This window comes from Streptomyces thermocarboxydus, assembly GCF_024760485.1.
In the GTDB taxonomy this organism is placed as follows: Bacteria; Actinomycetota; Actinomycetes; order Streptomycetales; family Streptomycetaceae; genus Streptomyces; species Streptomyces cellulosae.
In genome coordinates, this window is record NZ_CP058273.1 from 824,820 (window position 1) to 843,391 (window position 18,572).

The window sequence follows — 18,572 nt, forward strand, 5'->3', positions numbered from 1 at the left end:
CGCGGGGAACTGCGACAGCCCCCACGCACCCGCACCCAGCAACGAACCGAACCCGCAGGCCCGGCGAGCTGACGAACTCCGGGACGGCCACCCCCTCAGGGGCGCGGGGGACTGCGCGGACAACCCCCACGAACCCGCACCCGACGACGAACCTCATGACGCGAACAACCGCCCCGCGCGCCCCGCATGCGCCTCGGCGTACATCTCCAGCGCAGGCGCCGACGCCGCAGGCAAAGCATCGGTACCTTCCCGCACGACCCGCCGCGCGGCCCGCACCGCCGCCTCCGCCACCCGGTCCGCCTCCGGCGCCAGCCGAGCCAGCACCGCCGTCGCGTCGAACGGGTCGAGACTCAGCAGCCGTACCGTCGCCGTCGCGGGACCACCGACACTCTCGTACAGCGCACAGTGCGCCGCATCCTCCGCGCCGAGCCCGGCCGCCCGAGCGGCCACCCCCAGCACCACCGGCTGGTGCGCCCCCTTCGGGAACTGACGCCCCAGCGCGTCCAGTTCAGCACCGGGCCAGGCGGCCCGCACCGCCCGCAGCAACTGCCGTCCCAGCCTGCGTGCGGCCGCCCGCAGCGCCGGCGACGGCGTACGGGCGTCGGCGGCCGCGTCCAGAGCCGCCGGGTCCACGCCCAGCGCGGCGGACGCGGCCAGCGCGGCCGCCACCAGCCCCACCGTGTGCAGCCGCCCCCGGCAGAACTCCTCCAGGCTCGCCGCGCCGGTGATCCGCCCGGCGTGGACCGCGGCCTCCGCCCCGCCGGAGTGGGCATGCCCTCCGGCGGGAAAGCGGCCGTCGGCCAGGACGAGCAGCGCTGCCCTGGACATCAGAAGAGGAAGTAGCGCTGGGCGAGCGGGAGTTCCTCGGCCGGGGTCGCCTCGACGAGTTCCCCGTCGATGCGCACGGCGAAGCTGTCGGGGTCGATCCGCACATCCGGCAGGGCGTCGTTCTCCCGCATGTCCGCCTTGGTCACCGCACGCGTGGAGTCGATGACCGCCCACCGCTTGCCCAGCCCGAGCCGGTCGGGCAGCCCCGCGTCGAGGGCGGCCTGGGCGACGAAGTTGACCGAGTTGGCCGCGGGCGCCCGCCCGGTCGCGCCGAACATGGGCCGGGGCAGCACCGGCTGCGGGGTCGGGATGGACGCGTTGGCGTCTCCCATCTGCGCGTACGCGATCTGCCCGCCCTTGATGACCAGTTGAGGCTTGACCCCGAAGAACTTCGGCTCCCACAGCACCAGATCGGCCAGCTTGCCGCTCTCCACCGAGCCGATCTCGCCCGCCATCCCCTGCGCCACCGCCGGGTTGATGGTGTATTTGGCGACATAGCGACGGACTCGGTGGTTGTCGGCCCGCCCGTCGCCGGGCAGCGCGCCGCGCCTCCGCTTCATCACATGGGCCGTCTGCCAGGTCCGCATGATCACCTCGCCGACGCGTCCCATCGCCTGGGAGTCGGAGGAGATCACGGAAATGGCGCCCAGGTCGTGCAGCACGTCCTCCGCGCCGATGGTGGACGGCCGGATCCGCGACTCGGCAAAGGCGAGGTCCTCCGGCACGGCGGGGTTGAGGTGGTGGCACACCATCAGCATGTCGAGGTGCTCCTCGACCGTGTTGACGGTGAACGGCCGCGTCGGGTTGGTGGAGCTGGGCAGCACGTTCGGCTGGGAGACCACGGTCATGATGTCCGGAGCGTGCCCGCCGCCCGCACCCTCGGTGTGGTACGCGTGGATGCCGCGCCCGGCGATCGCGGCGAGCGTGTCGCCCACGAAACCGGCCTCGTTGAGGGTGTCGGTGTGGATGGCGACCTGGACGCCGGTCCGGTCGGCCGCGGTCAGCGCCGCGTGGATGACGGCCGGGGTGGACCCCCAGTCCTCGTGCAGCTTCAGCCCGACGGCGCCGCCCCGGATCTGCGACAACAGGGCGTCCTGCGACACGGTGTTGCCCTTGCCGAGCAGCCCGATGTTCAGCGGGTACGCCTCCATCGCCTCCAGCATCCGCGCCAGATGCCAGGGTCCGGGTGTGACGGTGGTCGCCTTGGAGCCCTCGGCGGGTCCGGTGCCGCCGCCGACCAGGGTGGTGATGCCGGAGGCCAGCGCCTCGTCGGCGATCTGCGGGCAGATGAAGTGGACGTGCGCGTCGATCGCCCCGGCGGTCAGGATGCGTCCGTTGCCGGCGATGATCTCGGTCTCGGGTCCGATCACCAGGTCGGGGTGGACCCCGTCCATGGTGTCGGGGTTGCCGGCCTTCCCGACGCCGGTGATCCGGCCGTCGCGGATGCCGACGTCGGCCTTGACGACACCCCAGTGGTCGACGACCACCGCGCCGGTGATCACCGTGTCGGGGGCGCCCTCGGCGCGGGTGACGGTGGCCTGGCCCATGGACTCGCGGATGACCTTGCCGCCGCCGAACACCGCCTCGTCACCGGCGCGTCCGGGGCCGCCCGAGCGGTCCTCCTCGATCTCGACCAGCAGATCGGTGTCGGCGAGACGGATGCGGTCGCCGGTGGTCGGCCCGAACAGGTCGGCGTACGCCTCGCGGGAGATCTCAGGCATCGAGCGGGCCCCCCGTCTCCCCACGGAGCCCAGGCACGGTGCGCGCCCCGGCGAGCGGTACAAGCTCCACCTCGACGGGGATGCCGGGCTCGAACCGTACGGCGGTGCCGGCGGGGACGTCGAGCCGCTTGCCGCGGGCCGCCGAACGGTCGAACCGCAGGCCGGGGTTGGCCTCGGCGAAGTGGTAGTGCGAGCCGACCTGGACGGGCCGGTCGGCCGCGTTGAGAACGGTCAGCCGGGTGGTGTCGCGGCCCTCGTTGTAGACGATCGGGCCCTCGGCGAACAGGATCTCTCCGGGTGTCACGGCGCTCCTTCCCGTCAGACGATGGGGTCGTGGACGGTGACGAGCTTGGTGCCGTCCGGGAAGGTGGCCTCCACCTGCACGTCGGGGATCATCTCGGGGACCCCCTCCATGACGTCGTCCCTGGTCAGCACCTTCCGCCCGGACGCCATCAGTTCGGCGACGGTCCGGCCGTCGCGGGCGCCCTCGAGGATGTGCGAGGTGATGAGGGCGACCGCCTCCGGGTGGTTGAGCTGCAGACCGCGGTCGCGGCGCTTCGCCGCCACGTCGGCCGCCACATGGATGAGCAGCCTCTCCTGCTCGTGCGGGGTCAGTTGCACGGCATCCACCTCACCGTCCTCACTCCGGGCCGTGCGGGGCCCGGTGGCCGCGGCCACGGGAAGGATCCCCGGTGGCGTGGACCCGGAGGCTAGCCGGGCGGCGTTTCCAGGACGTTAACCGCGCGCGGCCGGACGAAGGGTCCTACTGGCCGCGACCGACGTTCATCAGGGCGCGGGTGCCGTCGGCGAGGACCTGCGGCGGAATGTCGCCGAGCAGGGCCATCTGGGTGGCGAACCCCTGCACGAGCGCGATCATCGCGCGGGCCCTCGCGTCCACGTCGGCGTCCTCGGGCAGCAGTCCGGCGTCCTTGCAGCTCTCCGCCCTGCCGCCCCACGCCGTGCGGATCGCGGCGTAGCCGTCGGTCGGTACGCCCGTCAGCGCCGGGGCGCGGGTGGACTCCGTCCACACCTGGATCATCAGCCGCGGGAACAGCCGCTCCCCCGTGTGCCCAGGGTCGCCGGGCACAGCTCCCGCATCCTCGCCAGGGCGCGCGGGACCGGCCCCGCCGGAGATCAAGAAGGCCCCGTGCCCCGGTGTTCCGCGGCGATGCCGAAGCGGCCGTGTTCCCGGGGCGTGGACGCGGCCTCGTGCAGGCCCGACACCGCGCTGATCACCGGCTCCTCCCCCGCCCCCGCGACCTCCTCCAGCCGTCGCAGGTCCTCCGCGGAGACGAGGGCGACGAGCGGCTTCCCGTGCCGGGTCACGACGACCCGCTCACCGCCGTACACCACGCGGTTGATCAGGTCGGCGAGCTCGGCCCTGGCCTGGGTCACCGGAATCTCGTAAGCCATACGGCCATCATAACGTGACGTACGTCCTGTACATTTTTTACAGACAGCGAAGACAGGAGGGGCACCATGACGACGCGCCCGCCCGACCGGACCTTTGACCCCTACGACCGGCTGCTGGAGGAGCGGATCGTCGTCCTGGGCACGCGGATCGACGAGACCGCGGTGAACGACGTGACGGCCCAGCTCATCTACCTGGAGCACCACTCCCCGGACCGCGACATCTCCCTCTACGTGACCTCCCCCGGCGGCCCCTTCCACGCCATGTCCGCCCTGCACGACGCCCTGACGTACCTCACCTGCGACGTCGAGACGGTCTGCCTGGGCCGTGCGGAGGGCACGGCCGCGCTGCTGCTGGCCGCCGGCACGCCGGGCAAGCGGTACGTCCTGCCCGGCTCCCGGCTGGTGCTCCGTCAGCCCGCCCTCCCCGAGCCGGCGGAGGGCAGCGCGAGCGACCTGGCGATCCGGGCCGACGAACTGGCCCGGATCAGGGCCCGCACGGAGGAGCTGCTGGCCCGGCACACCGGCCGTCCCGTGGACCGGGTGCGGGCGGACCTGGAGCAGGACCTGTTCCTGGACGCGGAGGCCGCCGTGGAGTACGGCCTCGCCGACCGGATCGTGCCCCACCGCAGGGCCGCCCGCACCGCGACCGGCGCGAGGTGAGCCGAGGATGCTGCCGGAACTGCCGCCGCTGCCCGCGCTGACCCGGGCGGAGGCCGAGCTGATCGACCGTTACCTCGAGGTCGTCGACCTGTTGGGCCGGGTCAACCCGGCCCAGGGCGGCGACACCTACCGCGGCCTGCGCGCCGCCCAGGCACTGGTCGGCAAGGCGGTCGCGCTGCGCGACGCGCTGACCCTGATGCACCGGCGGGGCGAGAGCGAACTGCACGCCGAGACCCTGGCGCGCGCCCTGCGGGTGCTGGACGGCGAGCGGCGCACCGCGAGGGTCACGCTGCCGCCGCAGACGGGACGTTGACCGGAGCGGGCCCGGAGCGACGGGCCCGCTCGACGGCACACTCCGCGCCGAGTTGAAACGGACCGAACGGCGTACCCCCGTCCGGCGTAGACGAACCTCCTTTTTTCAGGCCGTCGAACTTGCGCACACCGCCCCGCAGAAGGGCGGAATTGACCGTTCCACCCCTGGTCCTGGCCTCACACGCCCTCTTGACGGCGTCTCGAACAGACGGCTGTCCACCCGAACGGGTGAGTGGTGAGTAACAACACAAACCCCCCGTTCCGTTGGGAAATCGCTCACGCCATGGGTCAAGATCCCTGACTGACGACAAGACCCCGCCGCCGCGGCGGGGCGATCCGGGCGGACGCCGAGTCCTGCCGCCGCCCGGATGACCGGTCGACAGGAGTGGATCGGCAGGAGTGGAGGACCCAAGCACGACGGGTCGCCGGTACGCGCGCAGTGCGCGTCCCGAGCAGCCCTTGGGGTGAAGCCGCGTCAGCGGCCGGGCTACTTCGCCAGCCCGAATCCGACAGGTCATCCTTCACAGGCGGCTGACGAAGGGTTGCGCATGAGTGCGCTCAATCGTGTCCCGTCTCTCATGGCCCGGGCCGGCACGGCCTCGGCCCTCACCCTCGCCGCCGTGGGCGGCTCGATCGTGGTACCGGGAGCGGCCGGGGAGGCCGCGGCGGCGACCTTGGGCACCAAGGCCCTGAAGGTCGCGGCGTCCAAGAAGGGGGCGCCGTACGCGTGGGGGGCGACCGGACCGAACCGGTTCGACTGCTCGGGCCTGACGCTGTACTCGTTCAAGAAGGCGGGGAAGAAGCTCCCCCGCACGGCCGCCCAGCAGTACAACAAGACGCGCCACATCTCCAAGAGCAGCCGTAAGGCCGGGGACCTGGTGTTCTTCCACTCCGGCAGCTACGTGTACCACGTCGGGATCTACGCGGGTAAGAACAAGATCTGGCACGCCCCGAAGACCGGGGACGTGGTGCGGCTGCAGAAGATCTGGACCAACAGCGTCTGGTACGGCCGCGTGAAGTGACGCGCGGAGGCGGCGGCGCCCGCGGGAGCGCCGCCGCCGGGCCGCGACCGGCCACGCGGGCCCATCGGCCCGCGTGACCTCCCGCAGGGGCCCGGCGGGGCCGTCCTCAGGACGACGTCCTCCCCGGGCCCCTCACGCCGTCCCCCGCGCATCGGAGACCTAGGGTCTGTCCGGCGGACCACGCCGAGGACGCGGGGTCTGGCACGCCCGTCTGGGTTGCAAGACGCTGCGCCTTTCCCCCGACTTGATCCGCCGGACAGGCCCTAAGGGGCGTCAGGGCTCTTTGTGCCTGCCGCCGCGATGACCGTCTCCGCGGGCCGGTCGGTTGCGGCGCCGGGCCACGGGAGCTCGACGGCGACCGTCTTGCCGCCCTCGCGCGTGGGGCGGATCCTCAGCCGGCCGCCGCACTCCGCGGTGAGCCAGCGGATGATGACCAGGCCGCGCCCGTTGTCCTGCTGGACGGCCGCGGGAAGCCGCTTGGGGAAACGAGGGTGGCTGTCCGTCACCCCGATGTGCACGCGCTCGTCGCGGACCAGGACGACGTCCACCGTGAACGTGGGCGACTGGCCCAGGGTGTGCTGCACCGCGTTGGTCGCCAGTTCGGAGACGATCAGCCGCACGGTGTCGCAGAATTCGGCGTCCGGTGGCAGCCCCCATTCCGCCAGCGCACCGGCCACATGGGCCCGCGCGGCGGCGACCGAGGCGGGATCGCTCGGCAGAGTGACGGATGCTTCCAGATGGTCTGCCATGGCGACGTCGTCCCTTTCCCACGGGACCGCAGTCCGACACGGAGCGGCTGGTTCGAGTACGGTCCCGCACTGGTGCTTCGTCGCCAGAGTGCCATCACCACAGGGTGCCGCGCGGCGATCCACCAAGATATGCATATATCTGTCGCTCGAAGCGGTGAACTCTGCGACGGGAGACCGTATCCGGTCGGCCCGGAAGGAGTAAGGAGAAGCCCATGCAGCACGGTCCCGCGGTGCGCCGCAGGAAACTGGGCGCCGAACTGCGCGCGCTGCGCACGGCGGCCGGGCTCACGAGCGGCGACGCTGCCCGGCTGGCGGGCTGGCACCAGTCGAAGGTGAGCCGGATCGAGACGGGCACGAGCGGGACGAAACCGGCCGACGTACGGTTACTTCTCGACGTCTACGGCGTGGACGACCCGCAGTTGCGGGAGTTGCTGCTGGTGCTGTCGGGCACCGGCGACGGCGACGGGCGGCACCACTGGTGGCACGCGTACCGGGGCGTGCTGCCCCCGACGTACCGCGACTACATCAGCCTGGAGTCGCAGGCGAGCGCGATGCGCACCCTGGAGACCGCGGTGGTCCCTGGGCTGCTGCAGACGCCCGAGTACGCGCGGGCGGTGACGGAGGCAGCCCTGGAGGGCGCGTCGGAGGAGCGGCTCGACGCCCTCGTGGAGGTGCGGCTGGCCCGGCAGGACGTGCTGCGGGCCGAGCCGCCGCTGGAGCTGTGGGCGGTGCTGGACGAGGCCGTGCTGCGCCGGGAGGTGGGCGGTCCCGAGGTGATGGCGCGTCAGCTGAACCGGCTGGTCGAGGCGTCCCGGCTGCCCCAGGTGCGGCTGCAGGTCATGCCGTTCAGCGCGGGTGCGCACATCGGCGTTACAGGTCCTTTCGTCATCTTTTCATTTCCGCGCACTTCTGACCTGGATGTGGTGGTGCACGACCACTTGACGACTAGTCACTACTTGGAACGGAAAGAAGACCTCCGGGCGTACTCGGAGGCCTTCGAGGCCCTGGCGAGCCACGCCCTCTCTCCCGAGGAATCGTCGGAATTCATCGCCGGCGCAGCGGCCGGCGCGTAAGGAGGCACCATGCCTGCACCGCCTCGGACCATCCCTTCCAGCCTCGTCCTGGGCGAAGTGCGGTGGCTGCGCAGCAGCTACAGCACGGGGGCGAACAACTGTGTGGAGACGGCCCGGCCGGCCGCCGGCCGGTCGGCCGGACTGCTGGCCGTGCGCGACAGCAAGGATCCGGACGGGCCCGCGCTGCTCTTCTCGTCCGACGCCTGGACGCGCTTCGTGACGACGGTCCACTGATCCGGCGTCCCCGTCCATGAACGGGACGAGTCCCGTCGTCCCACCGACCATCCGTTCCTCGCGCGACGCACGGCCGTGCCCCGCCGACTCATGGCCGCGTTTCGCCGATCACCCGTACAGCGCGTTCGATCTCTGGCCCGGACAGGTCCGCCCGGGCGGTCAGTCTGAGCCGTGAGATGCCGTCGGGCACGGAAGGAGGACGGAAGCAGCCCACGGACAGACCGGCCGTCCGGCAGTCGGCCGCCCAACGCACGGCCTGCTCCGGGGAAGGAGCGCGCACGGAGACGACCGCGGCGTCCGGACGCACCGCTTCCAGACCCGCGGCCGTCAGCCGGGCGTGCAGCTCGCGCGCGACCTCGTGCGCGCGTGCCGCACGCCCGGGTTCGCGCCGCAGCAGGCGCAACGCCGCGAGGGCCGCGCCCGCCGCCGCGGGGGCCAGCCCGGTGTCGAAGATGAACGTCCGCGCCGCGTTGACCAGATGACCGATCACCCGCACCGGTCCCAGCACCGCGCCGCCCTGACTGCCGAGCGACTTGGACAGCGTCACCGTCACGACGACGTCGTCGGCGCCCGCGATGCCCGCCGCGTGCGGGGCGCCCCGGCCGCCGTCGCCCAGGACGCCGAGCCCGTGCGCGTCGTCGAGCACCAGCCCCGCGCCGTGCTCCCGGCACGCCTCGGCCAGCGCCGCCAGCGGGGCCGCGTCGCCGTCCACCGAGAACACCGTGTCCGACACCGCCACCGCCGGGCCCTCGTGGCCGTCCAGCGCCTTGCGCACGGCGTCCGGGTCGCGGTGCGCCACCACCTGGGTCGTGCCCCGGGCCAGCCGGCAGCCGTCGATCAGCGAGGCGTGGTTGCCCGCGTCGGAGACGACCAGCGAGCCGTGCGGGGCGAGGGCGGTGACGGCGGCGAGGTTGGCCGCGTAGCCGGAGGAGAAAACCAGGGCCGCCTCGAAGCCGCTGAAGTCGGCCAGTTCGCGCTCGAGTTCGGCGTGCAGCTCGGTGGTGCCGGTGACCAGCCGGGAGCCGGTCGCGCCGCCGCCCCAGACGCGGGCGGCCCGCGCGGCCCCCTCGGTGACCTCGGGGTGCCGGGCGAGGCCCAGGTAGTCGTTGCTCGCCAGGTCGAGGAGCGGCGTGTCGGCCGGCCGGGGGCGCAGGGTGCGGACGAGCCCGGCCCTGCGGCGCAGTTCCGCCTGCTCGTCGATCCAGCCGAACGCCATGGGTCCTCCGCTGATTTTGTAGGCAGTGCACAGACATTAGCGGCAGGGCGCCCGGGCCACGGTGTGGTGATACCCACACCGCCGGACGGCTCTGTTGTACGAACTCTCCTTGGCCCGGAGGGGCCCGGTAGGACAGGATCGGCTTCCATGGACCTGCTGAACACGCTGGTGGACAAGGGGCTTCGGCGCGAGACGCCCACACGGGACGAGGCGCTGGCCGTCCTCGCGACGACCGACGACGAGCTGCTCGACGTGGTGGCGGCGGCCGGGAAGGTGCGCAGGCACTGGTTCGGCCGCCGGGTGAAACTCAACTATCTGGTGAACCTCAAGTCCGGGCTGTGCCCGGAGGACTGCTCCTACTGCTCCCAGCGGCTCGGCTCGAAGGCCGACATCCTCAAGTACACGTGGCTGAAGCCGGACGAGGCGTCCCAGGCGGCCGCCGCGGGACTGGCCGGAGGGGCCAAGCGGGTGTGCCTGGTGGCGAGCGGCCGCGGCCCGACGGACCGGGACGTGGACCGGGTGTCCGACACCATCAAGGCCATCAAGGAGCAGAACGAGGACGTCGAGGTGTGCGCCTGTCTGGGCCTGCTCTCCGACGGCCAGGCGGAGCGGCTGCGCGAGGCCGGCGCGGACGCCTACAACCACAACCTCAACACCTCCGAGTCGACGTACGGCGAGATCACGACCACGCACACCTACGCCGACCGGGTCGACACGGTGCGCAAGGCGCACGCGGCCGGTCTGTCCGCGTGCTCCGGGCTGATCGCGGGCATGGGCGAGACCGACGAGGACCTGGTCGACGTGGTGTTCTCGCTGCGGGAGCTGGACCCGGACTCGGTGCCGGTCAACTTCCTGATCCCGTTCGAGGGGACCCCGCTCGCCAAGGAGTGGAACCTGACGCCGCAGCGCTGCCTGCGCATCCTGGCGATGGTGCGATTCGTCTGCCCCGACGTCGAGGTGCGGATCGCCGGCGGCCGTGAGGTGCATCTGCGCACGATGCAGCCGCTCGCGCTGCACCTGGCCAACTCCATCTTCCTCGGTGACTACCTCACCAGCGAGGGCCAGGCCGGCAAGGCGGACCTGGAGATGATCGCGGACGCCGGCTTCGAGGTGGAGGGCGCCGGGGAGGTCACCCTGCCCGAGCACCGGACGGGCGGCGGGGCGTGCGGTTCCCACGGTGACACCGGCTGCGGTTCCCACGAAGGGGGCGGCTGCGGCTCGCACGAGGGCGGCGGCGTCTGCGGGACGGCCCCCGCCATCGCTCCCTCCCCCGCCGCCTCCGCCGACGAGCCGCGTCCCGACCTGGTGGCCGTGCGCCGCCGGGGCGCCGGAACGGACCTCGCGCCCAATGCCTGAGCCCGACACCTCCGTCGCCGCGCTGCTGGAGCTGGACCGGCGGCATGTGTGGCATCCGTACGGGCCCATGCCGGGGCGTCAGGAACCGCTCGTCGTCGCGTCGGCGAGCGGGGTCCGGCTGACACTGGCCGACGGGTCGGGCGAGCTGGTCGACGGCATGTCGTCCTGGTGGTCGGCGATCCACGGCTACAACCACCCGGTGCTCAACGAGGCCGCCCGGGACCAGCTGGGCCGGATGAGCCATGTGATGTTCGGCGGGCTCACGCACGAGCCCGCCGTACGGCTGGCGAAGCTCCTTGTCGACATGTCGCCGGAAGGTCTGGAGCATGTGTTCCTGGCCGACTCCGGGTCGGTGTCGGTCGAGGTCGCGGTCAAGATGTGCCTGCAGTACTGGCGTTCGCTGGGCCGGCCCGAGAAGCGGCGGCTGCTGACCTGGCGGGGCGGCTACCACGGGGACACCTGGCATCCGATGTCGGTGTGCGACCCCGAGGGCGGGATGCACGACCTGTGGTCCGGGGTGCTGCCGCGCCAGGTCTTCGCGGACGCCCCGCCCGCCGAGTACGAGGAGTCGTACGCCGAGCATCTGCGGGACCTGATCGGGCGGCACGCCCATGAGCTGGCGGCGGTGATCGTGGAGCCGGTGGTGCAGGGCGCGGGCGGCATGCGGTTCCACTCCCCCGCGTATCTGCGGGTGTTGCGGGAGGCGTGCGACGCGCACGACGTGCTGCTGGTGTTCGACGAGATCGCGACCGGGTTCGGGCGCACGGGCGCGCTGTTCGCGGCGGAGCACGCGGCGGTGTCGCCGGACGTGATGTGCGTGGGCAAGGCGCTGACCGGCGGTTATCTCACGATGGCGGCGACGCTGTGCACCTCGCGGGTGGCCGAGGGCATCTCGCGCGGCGAGGTGCCGGTGCTGGCGCACGGCCCGACGTTCATGGGCAACCCGCTCGCGGCGGCCGTGGCCTGCGCCTCCGTGGAACTGCTGCTCGGGCAGGACTGGCGCACGGAGGTCAAGCGCATCGAGTCCGGGCTCCGCGAGGGGCTGGCCGAGGCGGCCGGGCTGCCCGGCGTGCGGGACGTCCGCGTGCTGGGGGCGATCGGGGTGGTCCAGCTGGACCACGACGTCGACATGGCCGCGGCGACCCGGGCGGCCGTGCGGGAGGGCGTGTGGCTGCGTCCGTTCCGCGACCTGGTGTACACGATGCCGCCGTACGTCACGGGCGACGCGGACGTCGCGCGGATCACCCGCGCGGTGTGCGCGGCGGCGAAGGAGGGATGACATGCCGGTGCTGGTCGTGACGGGCACGAACACCGAGGTCGGCAAGACGGTGGTGACGGCCGCGGTCGCCGCGTCGGCGCTGGCCGGCGGCCGTTCGGTGGCCGTGCTGAAGGCCGCGCAGACGGGTGTCGGCCCGGACGAGCCCGGGGACGCGGCGGAGGTCGCGCGGCTCGCCGGGCCGGTCACGTCGGCCGAACTGGCCCGCTACCCCGAGCCGCTGGCCCCGGCCACCGCGGCCCGCCGGGCCGGGCGCACGCCCGTGCATCCGCACGAGATCGCCGAACGGGCCGCCAAGCTGGCCACCGAGCACGACCTGGTGCTGGTGGAGGGCGCGGGCGGTCTGCTGGTGCGGTTCGACGCGGCCGGCGGGACGCTCGCGGACGCGGCGGAGCTGCTGCGCGCGCCGGTCCTCGTGGTCGCGTCCGCCGGGCTCGGCACCCTCAACGCCACGGAGCTGACGGTGCGGGAGCTGCGCGGGCGTGGTCTCCACCCGGCCGGTGTGGTGATCGGCAGCTGGCCCGCGGACCCCGGGCTCGCGGAGCGCTGCAACCTGCTGGACCTGCCGGACGTCACCGGAGTACCGCTGCTGGGCGCCGTCCCGGAGGGCGCGGGACGGCTGGAGCAGGCCGCCTTCCGGGCCGCCGCCCCGCACTGGCTGGCGCCCCGGCTGGACGGCGTATGGGACGCGGAGGCCTTCCGCACGCGCGAGGCGCCGTCCCGTACGCGGTGATTCGCCGGGCGGGCCGACGGGGAGAATCGCCGTAGGCCCGACCCGGGGAGGTCCCCATGCAGCTGCGGTCCCCGCGCTCCGCGCGGACGGTGCGGGATCCCGTGCACCACCCGGTCTTCGCCCGCTGGTACGCCCGTTGCAGCGTCGCCGCCGAGAGCCGCGCGGGGCTGGCGGACGTACGGCGCAGGCTGCTCGGCGGTCTGTCCGGGCGGGTGATCGAGATCGGCGCGGGCAACGGCCTGAACTTCGCCCACTACCCGGGCACGGTCTCGGAGGTCGTCGCCATGGAGCCGGAGCGTGCCCTGCGCGCGCTGGCCGTGGAGGCGGCGCTGCGGGCGGACGTGCCGGTGGACGTCGCGCCCGGGGTGGCGGAGGCGCTGCCGGTGAAGAGCGAGGCGTTCGACGCGGTGGTGCTGTCGCTGGTGCTGTGCAGCGTGCGGGACGTGCCGCGCGCGCTGGCGGAGGTGCGGCGGGTGCTGCGGCCGGGAGGCGAGGTGCGGTTCTTCGAGCACGGCGCGGGCGGTGGGCGCGTCATGCACGCCGCCCAGCGGGCGCTGGACCGGACGCTGTGGCCGCCGCTGGCGGGCGGCTGCCATCTGTCCCGGGACCCGGTCGCGGCGCTGCGGGAGGCGGGCTTCGAGCTGGGCCCCTACCGGCGCATGACCATCCCGGAGAACGGGCCCGCGCTGCCGCAGTCGTTCTGCTGCCTCGGCACGGCGTGGCGGCCCCTCACGGACGCGGGGTCCGGCGGCGGGTGATCAGGCGCACCAGCGGCGCAGTTCGGCCGCGATGGCGTCGACGTCCGCGTCGCCCGTCTTGACCAGGCGGGCCAGGTCGCGCACCTGCTCGGGCGAGGTGACGACCTTCAGGCCACTGGCGACCAGGTAGGCGTACGCGACGGCGGAGGCGAACAGCGCGTTGGAACGCTCCAGCGCGGGGACGTGGATCAGCAGCTGGAGCAGCGCGGCGGCGCGGCTGTGCGGGGTGTCGTAGACGGGCACGTCGAATATCTCGGCGTCGTGCCGGGCGACGGCGGCGATCAGGGCGCCCCAGTCGGTGACCTGGGGGTCGCCGGGGGTCTGCTGCTCGGCGAGCATGAGCAGCCAGGCGAGGTCGATGCGTACGTGGTCCAAGGGTCAGCGGCGGCCTTCTCGCGTGCCCTCGCGGTCCCGGCCGAACTCCTCGGCGAAAACGCTCTCGTACTGCTTCATGAAGTCGGCGGCGGCCTCGACGAAGGCGCGTCCGGCTTCGCCGGTGTCCTGCCGGACGAGTTCCTCGATGTAGCGGTTGACGCTGATGCCTCGCGCCAGGGCACGCTCCCGGGCCGCGCGGGCGGTGCCCTCGTCCACGCGCACGTTCAGCTGGGTCTTCGCCATGCCTCGAAGCTAGCGCCGGAACGCTAGCAGCGGCAAGCGGGCGGGCCCGCGACCTTACGTGTCCCTTACACCGGTGTCCGGATCCGGCACTCCCGGGGGATGTTCCGGGCGGACCGGGCAGCCTTACCCTCTGCGCGACATGCTCGACCCGGCTGTTCACCGGAGGAGGCGGCCTTGTCCACACCCGCTGAGGAGCACGCCCCGGGCCTCGCGTCCGCCGGCGGAACCGCGGCCCGCGCTCGCGGACTGACCAAGGCGTACGGCTCGGGCGAGACGGCGGTGATCGCCCTGGACTCGGTGGACGTGGACGTCGCGCGCGGCCGCTTCACCGCGGTGATGGGGCCGTCGGGGTCGGGGAAGTCCACGCTGATGCACTGCCTGGCGGGGCTCGACACCGTCTCCGCCGGTCAGGTGTGGCTGGGCAACACGGAGATCACCGGGCTGAAGGACCGTGAGCTGACGCGGCTGCGGCGGGACCGCGTGGGGTTCATGTTCCAGTCGTTCAACCTGATCCCCACGCTGAACGCGCGCGAGAACATCACCCTGCCCATGGACATCGCCGGTCAGAAACCCGACGAGGCGTGGGTGGACCAGGTCGTCGACACGTTGGGCCTGCGGGACCGGCTGAAACACCGGCCCGCGCAGCTGTCCGGCGGCCAGCAGCAGCGGGTGGCCTGCGCGCGGGCCCTGGCCTCCCGCCCCGAGCTGATCTTCGCCGACGAGCCGACAGGCAACCTCGACTCGCGCGCCGGGCTCGAGGTGCTGGGCTTCCTCCGGGAGGCGGTGGACCGGCTGGGCCAGACGGTGGTCATGGTCACCCACGACCCGGGCGCCGCCGCCCACGCGGACCTGGTCCTGTTCCTGGCGGACGGCCGCATCGTGGACGAGATGCACCGGCCCACGGCGGAGTCGGTCCTGGAGCGGATGAAGCGGTTCGACGTCGTGCGGGGCGCGACACTCTCGGACGGCGGAGCGGGGGGCGTCGTGCCCGCGCCCGGGCCACCTGCGCGGATCCCGTCGGACGGCGGGGCGGGGGGCGCCGGGCAGCCGCACGCCGCATCGCCGGACGGCGAGGCCCGAACCGCCCCCGCTCCGGACGGGGTGCTGCCGGGACAGAGGCACTCGGACGCCGGACAGACGGGCGCCGGACGACCGGACGCTTCGCCGCCGGACGACGGGCACCAGGGCACTCCGCCCGCCGCCGGCGAAAAGCCGAACGTCCCGCCGCAAGGCGACGGGGCGGGCGCCGGAGAGGCGGGCCTTGGGCAGGCGCACCCCGCGTCACCGGGCCGAGGCGCACCCGGCGGCGACTCGCCCCGCGCCGGGGCACCGGGCGCGTCCGGCGGCGACGTCGCCTCGGACTCCGGGGAGGGCTGACGGCGTGCTGAAAGCGACCCTGCGGAGTTTTCTCGCGCACAAGGGGCGGCTGCTGCTGTCCGCCCTCGCCGTGGTGCTGTCCGTCGCGTTCGTCGCGGGCAGTCTGATCTTCTCCGACACCGTCAGCCGAACCTTCGACCGGCTCTTCGCCTCCAGTTCCGCCGATGTGACGGTGCAGCCGCGGGAGGACCTGAAGGCCGCGGTGCCGACCGGGGCCGTGGCGACGGTGCCCGCGGGGCTGGCCCGGCAGCTCGGCGGTGTCGAGGGCGTGGCGTCGGCGCACCCGGACGTCGAGGTGGAGAACGTCACCGTCGTCGACGACCGCAACGAGTCGGTGGGCCCGACCACCGGCGCGCCCACCCTCGCCGTGGACTGGCACGTCACCGAGCGCAGCGTGGTGGAGCTGACCTCCGGCCGCACCCCGCGCGGGGACGGCGAGGCCGTGCTGGACGCGGACACCGCGGACGCCAAGGGCGTCGAGATCGGCGACATGCTGACCGTGCAGGCGCAGCCGGGTTCGTTCCACGTCGAGGTGGTCGGCATCGCCACGTTCACCACCACCAACCCGGGCGCGGCCCTGGTGTTCCTGGACCCGGAGGTGGCGGCCACCCGTCTGCTGGGCGCGGCGGACCGGGCGACCAGCGTCTCCGTTGAGGCGGAGCCCGGCGTGCCGGACGCGGAGCTGAAGCGGCGGATCACCGCCGAACTCCGCTCCGGCGTCTACGCGATCCGGACGGCGGACGAGCAGGCGAAGACCGCATCCGAGGAGCTGGGCGCGTTCCTCGACGTCATCAAGTACGCGATGCTGGGATTCGCCGGGATCGCCGTGCTCGTGGGCGTGTTCCTGATCGTCAACACCTTCTCCATGCTGATCGCCCAGCGCACCCGTGAGCTGGGACTGCTGCGGGCGCTCGGCGCGGACCGGCGGCAGGTGCGGCGGTCGGTGCTGACGGAGGCGGTGCTGCTGGGGCTGACCGGTTCGACGGTGGGCCTGGCGGCCGGGGTGGGGCTGGCCCTCGGGCTGATCCGGCTGATGAGCGCCTTCGGGATGAACCTCAGGACGACCGAGATGGTGGTCGCCTGGCCCACGCCCGTCGCCGCGTACGTCGTGGGCGTGGGCGTCACCTTCGTCGCCGCCTACCTCCCCGCCCGTCGCGCGGCGGCCGTGTCGCCGATGGCCGCGCTGGCCGACGCGGAGGTCGCGGGGGTGGGCCGGCCGCTGCGGGCCCGCGGGCCCGCGCGGCGGCCGGAGGCGTCGTCGGCGCGATCGGCGCGGCGGCGCTGCTGGGCTGTGCGCTGTCCGGCGAGACGGCGACGGCGGCCTCCCTGCTGGGGCTCGGGGTGGTGCTCACCCTGGTCGCCACCGTCGTCGCGGGCCCGTTGCTGGTGCGTCCGGTGATCCGGGTGCTGGGCGCGGCGTTCCCCGTGCTGTTCGGCGTGGTGGGCCGGATGAGCCGGCGCAACGCCCTGCGCAACCCGCGCCGTACCGGGGCCACGGCCGCCGCGCTGATGGTGGGGCTGGCTTTGGTGGGCGGTCTGTCGGTGGCCAGCGCGTCGATGTCCCGGTCCTTCGACGAGCAGATCGACAGGACGCTCGGCGCGGACTTCGTGATCCAGAACGCCAACTTCATGCCGTTCCCGCCGGAGGTCACCGACCGGGTGCGGGACACGGAGGGCGTCGGGCTGGTCGTACGGCAGCGGTTCGCGCCGGTCGCGGTGCGGCTGCCGGACGGCGAGCGGATCGAGACGACCGCCGCCGGGTACGACGACGGCGTGGACGACGTCGCCCGGGTGACGTACACCGAGGGCGGCACCCGGGCCGCGCTGGCCGACGGCGGGATCGCCATGGACGCGGGGTTCGCCGAGGAGCACGGCGTGCGCCGGGGCGACCGGGTGCCGCTGGAGTTCCCCGGCGGGCGCACCGCCGAGTTCACGGTGGCCGCCCTGACCGACATGGAGAGCGGCGACGGCTTCGGGATGCGCGGCGGGCTGTTCTTCGGCATCGCGGCCGTGGAGCGCTACGTGCCGAGTGGCCAGGACTCCGCGCTGTACGTCAACGCGGCGCCGGGCACGTCGCCGGACGAGCTGCGCGACCGTCTCGAGGCGACGCTCGATCCGTATCCGCAGGTGCGGGCGCGCGACCAGGCCGACTACAAGGAGCTGGTGCACGAGCAGATCGCCGTGCTGCTGTACCTGGTGTACGCCCTGCTGGGGCTGGCGATCGTGATCGCGGTGCTGGGCGTGGTCAACACCCTCGCGCTGTCGGTGGTGGAGCGCACCCGGGAGATCGGGCTGCTGCGGGCGATCGGTCTGGGGCGGCGGCAGCTGCGGCGCATGATCCGGCTGGAGTCCGTGGTGATCGCGGTGTTCGGCGCGGTGCTGGGCCTCGGGCTGGGCCTGGTGTGGGGCGTGTGCATCCAGCAGGTGCTGGCGCTGGAGGGCATGACCGCGTTCGCGATCCCGTGGGGCACCGTCGTGGCGGTGGTCGTCGGGTCGGCGGTGGTGGGCGTGGCGGCGGCGCTGCTGCCCGCGCTGCGGGCGTCGCGGATGAACGTGCTGGAGGCGATCGCCCACGAGTGAGCCGCCCCTGCCGCAGACCCGCCCTACCGCAGGCCCACGTGGCGCAGGTCCCTCTACCGCAGGCCCAGCCGGGCGCAGTCCCACGGCAGATCCGCCCGCCGGGCCCACCCCGGCGGGTGGTCCGGATCGTGGAATTCCGTGATCACGCCCCCGCGGCCGTGCTGGGATCGGCCGTATGAGTGAACTTGCGAGCGCAGTTCGGATCCGGGCTGCCGGGCCCGGCGACCTCGACGCCGTGCTGGCGTTCTGGAAGACGGCCGCCGAGGGCACGAGCATCAGCGACGACCGGGACGGCGTGGAGCGGCTGGTCGTCCGCGACCCCGAGGCGCTGATCCTCGCCGAGCGGGACGGGGAGCTGGTCGGCACGGTGATCGCGGGGTTCGACGGCTGGCGGTGCCATCTGTACCGCCTGGCCGTGCACCCGGGCCACCGCCGCCAGGGCGTCGCGACGGCGCTGCTGGCCGCCGCGGAGGAGCGGTTCACGGCGCTCGGCGGGCGCCGCGCGGACGCGATGGTGCTCCAGCGCAACGAGACCGCCCATCATGCGTGGGGCGCGGCGGGGTATGCGCCGGAGGAACGCTGGCGGCGCTGGGTGAAGCCCCTCACCGGGTGATCCACGGCCCGCCGGTCCCTGCCCCCTCCGTCC

Annotated in this window: 20 protein-coding genes and 2 pseudogenes; 12 read left to right on the forward strand and 10 right to left on the reverse strand. The window is 73.4% G+C overall.

Features of this window, described 5'->3' with window-relative positions; translation table 11 throughout:
• Positions 1-153 precede the first annotated feature (153 nt).
• From AY578_RS03845 to AY578_RS03870, 6 genes are all read right to left on the reverse strand, one after another.
• Entirely contained in the window at positions 154-828 is a 675-nt protein-coding gene (locus tag AY578_RS03845) for an urease accessory protein UreF (protein ID WP_258902031.1), read from the reverse strand.
• Positions 828-2,549 carry an urease subunit alpha gene (locus AY578_RS03850; RefSeq protein ID WP_258902032.1) on the reverse strand — a complete coding sequence of 574 codons (1,722 nt, stop codon included), beginning with the start codon at positions 2,547-2,549 and terminating at the stop codon, positions 828-830. Before AY578_RS03850 ends, AY578_RS03845 begins: the two co-directional genes overlap by 1 nt.
• Entirely contained in the window at positions 2,542-2,853 is a 312-nt protein-coding gene (locus AY578_RS03855) for an urease subunit beta (RefSeq protein ID WP_019524745.1), read from the reverse strand. Before AY578_RS03855 ends, AY578_RS03850 begins: the two co-directional genes overlap by 8 nt.
• A 14-nt stretch (positions 2,854-2,867) precedes the next feature.
• Positions 2,868-3,170, reverse strand: a complete 303-nt coding sequence (locus AY578_RS03860) for an urease subunit gamma (RefSeq protein WP_199781939.1) — start codon at positions 3,168-3,170, stop codon at positions 2,868-2,870.
• Positions 3,171-3,312: 142 nt separating this feature from the next.
• Positions 3,313-3,636: a TetR family transcriptional regulator C-terminal domain-containing protein gene (locus tag AY578_RS03865; protein ID WP_258902035.1), complete on the reverse strand. Its 324-nt coding sequence runs from the start codon at positions 3,634-3,636 to the stop codon at positions 3,313-3,315.
• A gap of 47 nt (positions 3,637-3,683) precedes the next feature.
• A complete protein-coding gene (locus AY578_RS03870) occupies positions 3,684-3,962 on the reverse strand; it encodes a type II toxin-antitoxin system Phd/YefM family antitoxin (protein ID WP_019524748.1) in 279 nt (92 codons plus the stop codon).
• A gap of 66 nt (positions 3,963-4,028) precedes the next feature.
• On the opposite strand from AY578_RS03870, the gene AY578_RS03875 reads away from it, so the two are divergent.
• From AY578_RS03875 to AY578_RS03885, 3 genes are all read left to right on the forward strand, one after another.
• Positions 4,029-4,622: an ATP-dependent Clp protease proteolytic subunit gene (locus tag AY578_RS03875; protein WP_161231379.1), complete on the forward strand. Its 594-nt coding sequence runs from the start codon at positions 4,029-4,031 to the stop codon at positions 4,620-4,622.
• A gap of 7 nt (positions 4,623-4,629) precedes the next feature.
• A complete protein-coding gene (locus tag AY578_RS03880; RefSeq protein ID WP_019524750.1) occupies positions 4,630-4,935 on the forward strand; it encodes a hypothetical protein in 306 nt (101 codons plus the stop codon).
• 547 nt (positions 4,936-5,482) lie between these two features.
• Positions 5,483-5,956: a C40 family peptidase gene (locus AY578_RS03885; RefSeq protein ID WP_026243801.1), complete on the forward strand. Its 474-nt coding sequence runs from the start codon at positions 5,483-5,485 to the stop codon at positions 5,954-5,956.
• A 263-nt stretch (positions 5,957-6,219) separates the two neighbouring features.
• Here AY578_RS03885 and AY578_RS03890 read toward each other — a convergent pair whose 3' ends face one another.
• Entirely contained in the window at positions 6,220-6,705 is a 486-nt protein-coding gene (locus AY578_RS03890; protein WP_028959885.1) for an ATP-binding protein, read from the reverse strand.
• Between the two features lie 212 nt (positions 6,706-6,917).
• On the opposite strand from AY578_RS03890, the gene AY578_RS03895 reads away from it, so the two are divergent.
• Entirely contained in the window at positions 6,918-7,778 is an 861-nt protein-coding gene (locus tag AY578_RS03895) for a helix-turn-helix domain-containing protein (protein WP_161231592.1), read from the forward strand.
• A 9-nt stretch (positions 7,779-7,787) separates the two neighbouring features.
• Positions 7,788-8,012, forward strand: a complete 225-nt coding sequence (locus AY578_RS03900; RefSeq protein WP_161231591.1) for a DUF397 domain-containing protein — start codon at positions 7,788-7,790, stop codon at positions 8,010-8,012.
• 88 nt (positions 8,013-8,100) lie between these two features.
• Here AY578_RS03900 and AY578_RS03905 read toward each other — a convergent pair whose 3' ends face one another.
• A complete protein-coding gene (locus AY578_RS03905) occupies positions 8,101-9,228 on the reverse strand; it encodes an 8-amino-7-oxononanoate synthase (RefSeq protein ID WP_258902037.1) in 1,128 nt (375 codons plus the stop codon).
• Positions 9,229-9,375: 147 nt separating this feature from the next.
• Here AY578_RS03905 and bioB point away from each other — a divergent pair, with 147 nt between their 5' ends.
• The 4 genes from bioB to AY578_RS03925 are packed head-to-tail and all read left to right on the forward strand — an operon-like array spanning position 9,376 to position 13,351.
• Positions 9,376-10,584 carry a biotin synthase BioB gene (gene bioB / locus AY578_RS03910; RefSeq protein ID WP_019524756.1) on the forward strand — a complete coding sequence of 403 codons (1,209 nt, stop codon included), beginning with the start codon at positions 9,376-9,378 and terminating at the stop codon, positions 10,582-10,584.
• Positions 10,577-11,863 carry an adenosylmethionine--8-amino-7-oxononanoate transaminase gene (locus tag AY578_RS03915; protein WP_136237365.1) on the forward strand — a complete coding sequence of 429 codons (1,287 nt, stop codon included), beginning with the start codon at positions 10,577-10,579 and terminating at the stop codon, positions 11,861-11,863. Before bioB ends, AY578_RS03915 begins: the two co-directional genes overlap by 8 nt.
• 1 nt (position 11,864) lies before the next feature.
• Complete coding sequence (gene bioD / locus AY578_RS03920; protein ID WP_019524758.1) at positions 11,865-12,593, forward strand: dethiobiotin synthase; 729 nt, start codon at positions 11,865-11,867, stop codon at positions 12,591-12,593.
• Between the two features lie 56 nt (positions 12,594-12,649).
• Entirely contained in the window at positions 12,650-13,351 is a 702-nt protein-coding gene (locus AY578_RS03925; RefSeq protein WP_028959883.1) for a class I SAM-dependent methyltransferase, read from the forward strand.
• On the opposite strand, the gene AY578_RS03930 is transcribed toward AY578_RS03925, so the two are convergent.
• Both AY578_RS03930 and AY578_RS03935 read right to left on the reverse strand, forming a co-directional pair.
• A complete protein-coding gene (locus AY578_RS03930; RefSeq protein ID WP_122212817.1) occupies positions 13,352-13,726 on the reverse strand; it encodes a fic family toxin-antitoxin system, toxin component in 375 nt (124 codons plus the stop codon). It abuts the gene before it with no gap.
• 3 nt (positions 13,727-13,729) lie between these two features.
• Positions 13,730-13,969, reverse strand: a complete 240-nt coding sequence (locus AY578_RS03935; protein WP_019524761.1) for a hypothetical protein — start codon at positions 13,967-13,969, stop codon at positions 13,730-13,732.
• A 174-nt stretch (positions 13,970-14,143) separates the two neighbouring features.
• On the opposite strand from AY578_RS03935, the pseudogene AY578_RS03940 reads away from it, so the two are divergent.
• The 3 genes and pseudogenes from AY578_RS03940 to AY578_RS03950 form a co-directional block, all read left to right on the forward strand.
• Positions 14,144-14,935, forward strand: a pseudogene (locus AY578_RS03940) (ABC transporter ATP-binding protein); the annotation flags it as partial.
• A gap of 415 nt (positions 14,936-15,350) precedes the next feature.
• A pseudogene (locus AY578_RS03945) lies at positions 15,351-17,926 on the forward strand (ABC transporter permease).
• A 175-nt stretch (positions 17,927-18,101) separates the two neighbouring features.
• On the forward strand, positions 18,102-18,539 hold the full coding sequence (locus AY578_RS03950; protein ID WP_026243802.1) for a GNAT family N-acetyltransferase: 438 nt from the start codon (positions 18,102-18,104) through the stop codon (positions 18,537-18,539).
• Positions 18,540-18,572: the final 33 nt, after the last annotated feature.

What these genes read in the sequence shown, in the direction of transcription:
- AY578_RS03885 (WP_026243801.1), top strand. Translation starts at nt 5,483, where the DNA reads ATGAGTGCGCTCAATCGTGTCCCGTCTCTCATGGCCCGGGCCGGCACG.
- AY578_RS03850 (WP_258902032.1), bottom strand. Translation starts at nt 2,549, where the DNA reads ATGCCTGAGATCTCCCGCGAGGCGTACGCCGACCTGTTCGGGCCGACC.
- AY578_RS03915 (WP_136237365.1), top strand. Translation starts at nt 10,577, where the DNA reads ATGCCTGAGCCCGACACCTCCGTCGCCGCGCTGCTGGAGCTGGACCGG.
- AY578_RS03900 (WP_161231591.1), top strand. Translation starts at nt 7,788, where the DNA reads ATGCCTGCACCGCCTCGGACCATCCCTTCCAGCCTCGTCCTGGGCGAA.
- AY578_RS03925 (WP_028959883.1), top strand. Translation starts at nt 12,650, where the DNA reads ATGCAGCTGCGGTCCCCGCGCTCCGCGCGGACGGTGCGGGATCCCGTG.
- AY578_RS03895 (WP_161231592.1), top strand. Translation starts at nt 6,918, where the DNA reads ATGCAGCACGGTCCCGCGGTGCGCCGCAGGAAACTGGGCGCCGAACTG.
- AY578_RS03845 (WP_258902031.1), bottom strand. Translation starts at nt 828, where the DNA reads ATGTCCAGGGCAGCGCTGCTCGTCCTGGCCGACGGCCGCTTTCCCGCC.
- bioD (WP_019524758.1), top strand. Translation starts at nt 11,865, where the DNA reads ATGCCGGTGCTGGTCGTGACGGGCACGAACACCGAGGTCGGCAAGACG.
- AY578_RS03890 (WP_028959885.1), bottom strand. Translation starts at nt 6,705, where the DNA reads ATGGCAGACCATCTGGAAGCATCCGTCACTCTGCCGAGCGATCCCGCC.
- AY578_RS03880 (WP_019524750.1), top strand. Translation starts at nt 4,630, where the DNA reads ATGCTGCCGGAACTGCCGCCGCTGCCCGCGCTGACCCGGGCGGAGGCC.
- bioB (WP_019524756.1), top strand. Translation starts at nt 9,376, where the DNA reads ATGGACCTGCTGAACACGCTGGTGGACAAGGGGCTTCGGCGCGAGACG.
- AY578_RS03950 (WP_026243802.1), top strand. Translation starts at nt 18,102, where the DNA reads ATGAGTGAACTTGCGAGCGCAGTTCGGATCCGGGCTGCCGGGCCCGGC.
- AY578_RS03870 (WP_019524748.1), bottom strand. Translation starts at nt 3,962, where the DNA reads ATGGCTTACGAGATTCCGGTGACCCAGGCCAGGGCCGAGCTCGCCGAC.
- AY578_RS03935 (WP_019524761.1), bottom strand. Translation starts at nt 13,969, where the DNA reads ATGGCGAAGACCCAGCTGAACGTGCGCGTGGACGAGGGCACCGCCCGC.
- AY578_RS03905 (WP_258902037.1), bottom strand. Translation starts at nt 9,228, where the DNA reads ATGGCGTTCGGCTGGATCGACGAGCAGGCGGAACTGCGCCGCAGGGCC.
- AY578_RS03875 (WP_161231379.1), top strand. Translation starts at nt 4,029, where the DNA reads ATGACGACGCGCCCGCCCGACCGGACCTTTGACCCCTACGACCGGCTG.